The organism is Kitasatospora sp. NPDC057512, from assembly GCF_042802135.1.
Classification (GTDB): Bacteria; Actinomycetota; Actinomycetes; order Streptomycetales; family Streptomycetaceae; genus Kitasatospora.
On the sequence record NZ_JBHVET010001013.1, the window covers coordinates 1 to 2,383 of the forward strand.

Consider the following 2,383-nt stretch of genomic DNA (forward strand, 5'->3'; position numbering starts at 1 on the left):
TCCTGCCCGGTGCGCGGGGGGCGGGTGGTGCGACGGGGCGCCAGGGTGGGGGGGGGCCGGCGCGGGGGGGGGGCCCGCCGCCGGCACGGGGTGCATCAGAAGAGCGTTCCGAGCAGGTCGGCGCCGCCACTGATGAGCTTGCCCCAGTTGATGTCGGCTTCGACGCCAGGGGTGTCGCCCAGAGCGCCGCCGGGGCGGCGGGTGCGGTCGACCGGCGGGGCCAGCGTCGGGAGCTGCGGCGTGGGGCTCCACGTCCGGTGCTCCTCACGGAATTCTTCCTTGGTCATTTCTGCTCATCCCTTCTCGTCGTGCTGGATGCGATCCGTCCTCGGCGAAGCCCGTCGGGGCGGGCGCTCAGAGGGCGGCGTAGCACATGCTCCGGGCCGGGCCGGAGAGGTCGGCACAGATCGACCGGGCCGGGGTGACGCCCGGTCCGCCGGGCAGTCGGCCGGTCTCGTCCCGGCCGTCCCGGCGGACCGCCGGGGCGAGGACCGGGAGCCTCGGTGTGGGGCTGGGGAACGCTGTGGGGGCTTTCATGATCCGCCTCCTCCTGCCGGGTGGCGTGGGGCCGTCCGGTCGGCGCTGGCGCCGACGGGGACGGGCGCTCAGGAATCGAGGAACTGGTGGGCCGGCGCCAGGCTGACGGGGTACTCGTCGCTGACGTCGATCGTGAACAGCATGCTGACCCGCGCGCGCCGGTCGTCCTCGGGGTCGAAGAAGGTCACCTTCACGTCCTGGCAGTCCGACCCCATGCGGCAGTACGGGCTCTTCGCGACGGAGATCGTGTCGAGGCAGTAGAGGGCGAGCGGGAGGCCGGGCTGGGTCACGGTGGTGGGGATGCCCTGGCCCAGCAGCAGGGCCTGGCTGATCTGCTTGGCGACCGAGAACGCGTTCGTCCCGGCGGAGTTCAGCGCCCGGTCGGCGGAGGTCTGTCCGAGGTTGCGGAACTGGTAGTAGACCTTGTCGAGGAACGCGTCCATGGTCTTGCGGATGTACGCCTCGTCGACCGTCACCTGGTCGTGGTGCGCCTGGTCCACGACGGCCTTCACCACGGCGTCCACCAGCTGCTTCTGGTACCAGATGAAGATGCCGCGGCTCTTGACCTCGACGACGGGTACGACCTGCCCGGAGAACAGCCGGACGGTCCGGTCGGTCAGCCGGCCGGGTATCGAGATCCGGGAGATGTAGCCGTCCTGGTCCTGGGTGTACTGGTTCTGGCCGAAGTACGCGTCCCGGAAGGACCGGTAGACCGTGGACACCGGGGGAGCGGTCGCGGCGAGTGCCATCAGGACGTCCGCGAGCTTGTCGTGGTCGGTGGTGAGCGCGACCACGTCCTCCTTCTTCCCGAGGGGCACGAGGGGGGTGCTGGACCAGTCCATGCCGACCGCGGGTTCGGCCTCCATCGCGTAGACCGGCGTGCTGTCCAGGTTCAGCGTCCAGGTGACCTTGTCGGAGGCCCAGGGGTTGGCGGTCAGGTACTTGTGCAACTGCCCGGCGTCGTAGGGATTGGCGGGCAACTCCTGCGTCACACCGGTCTTGCCCGGGACCGGAGCCTCGACGGGGTCCATCAGCTGACGGAAGCTGTCCCGGCGGGCCTCGGTCAGGAAGTCGACGCCGACCTGGCCGATCGCGTAGACCAGCGGCCGGTTGTTGGTGGAGGCGCAGGAGGGCCGGACGCCGCCGCCCGCCGGTACGCCGCCCGACGGCCCGGCCCCTGGCAGCCCGGCCCCGGAGGGCCCGCCGCCCTGGCACGCGCAGGGGGCCGCCGGGGCCTGGCCGAGCGCCGTCGCGCCGGTGGGCGGCGCGGGCGCGGCCGGGGCGGGCGCGGGCGGGGGTACGGGCGGCGGGACGGCGGTGGCGCCCGCGGGGATGGCGCCCGTCACCCCGGCGGCGGCTCCGGCCGGGGTGGCGGCTTCGTACGGTGCGCTCTGCGCGGCCGGTACGGCCTCGGCCGCGACGGGCGCCTGCGCGACCGGGGCGGCCTGAACGGCCTCGGCGGTGGCGGCGGGAACGCTCTGGGTGTCCATGGTGCTGGCTCCCTCGTGCGAGTCGTAAGGGGAGGTCCCGAGCAGCGAGGGTGCGCCGGCCGTGGCGACCCCGACCTCGGGGGTGAGGGTGGTGGGGCGGCCGCCGTCCGCCGTGGTCCCGGCGCGGACCGGGCGCTCAGCCGGGTCTTCTCCTCGGGTGATCAGCTCGTACGCCCGGGCCGCGTCCAGGTGGCCGGTCAGCCGGCGTCGGCACTCCGGTGCCTCGGCGGGTGCGCAGGGCTCGGCGTGCGCGCCCCGGACCAGGGCCCGGCGGGCCGCGAGGGGGTCGGGTGGCCGGCCCGCGCGCACCTGTGCGCCGACCAGCAGGGCGGCGACCCCGGACACCAGCGGTGTGG

General features: G+C 74.3%; 2 protein-coding genes and 1 pseudogene. All 3 read right to left on the bottom strand.

What is annotated here, in order from left to right; translation table 11 throughout:
* Positions 1–95 precede the first annotated feature (95 nt).
* Positions 96–287 carry a hypothetical protein gene (locus ACFU6K_RS36920; protein ID WP_380670706.1) on the bottom strand — a complete coding sequence of 64 codons (192 nt, stop codon included), beginning with the start codon at positions 285–287 and terminating at the stop codon, positions 96–98.
* Between the two features lie 67 nt (positions 288–354).
* The gene (locus ACFU6K_RS36925; protein WP_380670708.1) at positions 355–537 is read right to left on the bottom strand and encodes a hypothetical protein; all 183 of its coding nucleotides are present in this window, start codon (positions 535–537) and stop codon (positions 355–357) included.
* A 68-nt stretch (positions 538–605) separates the two neighbouring features.
* Positions 606–2,383: pseudogene (locus tag ACFU6K_RS36930) on the bottom strand (hypothetical protein); the annotation flags it as partial.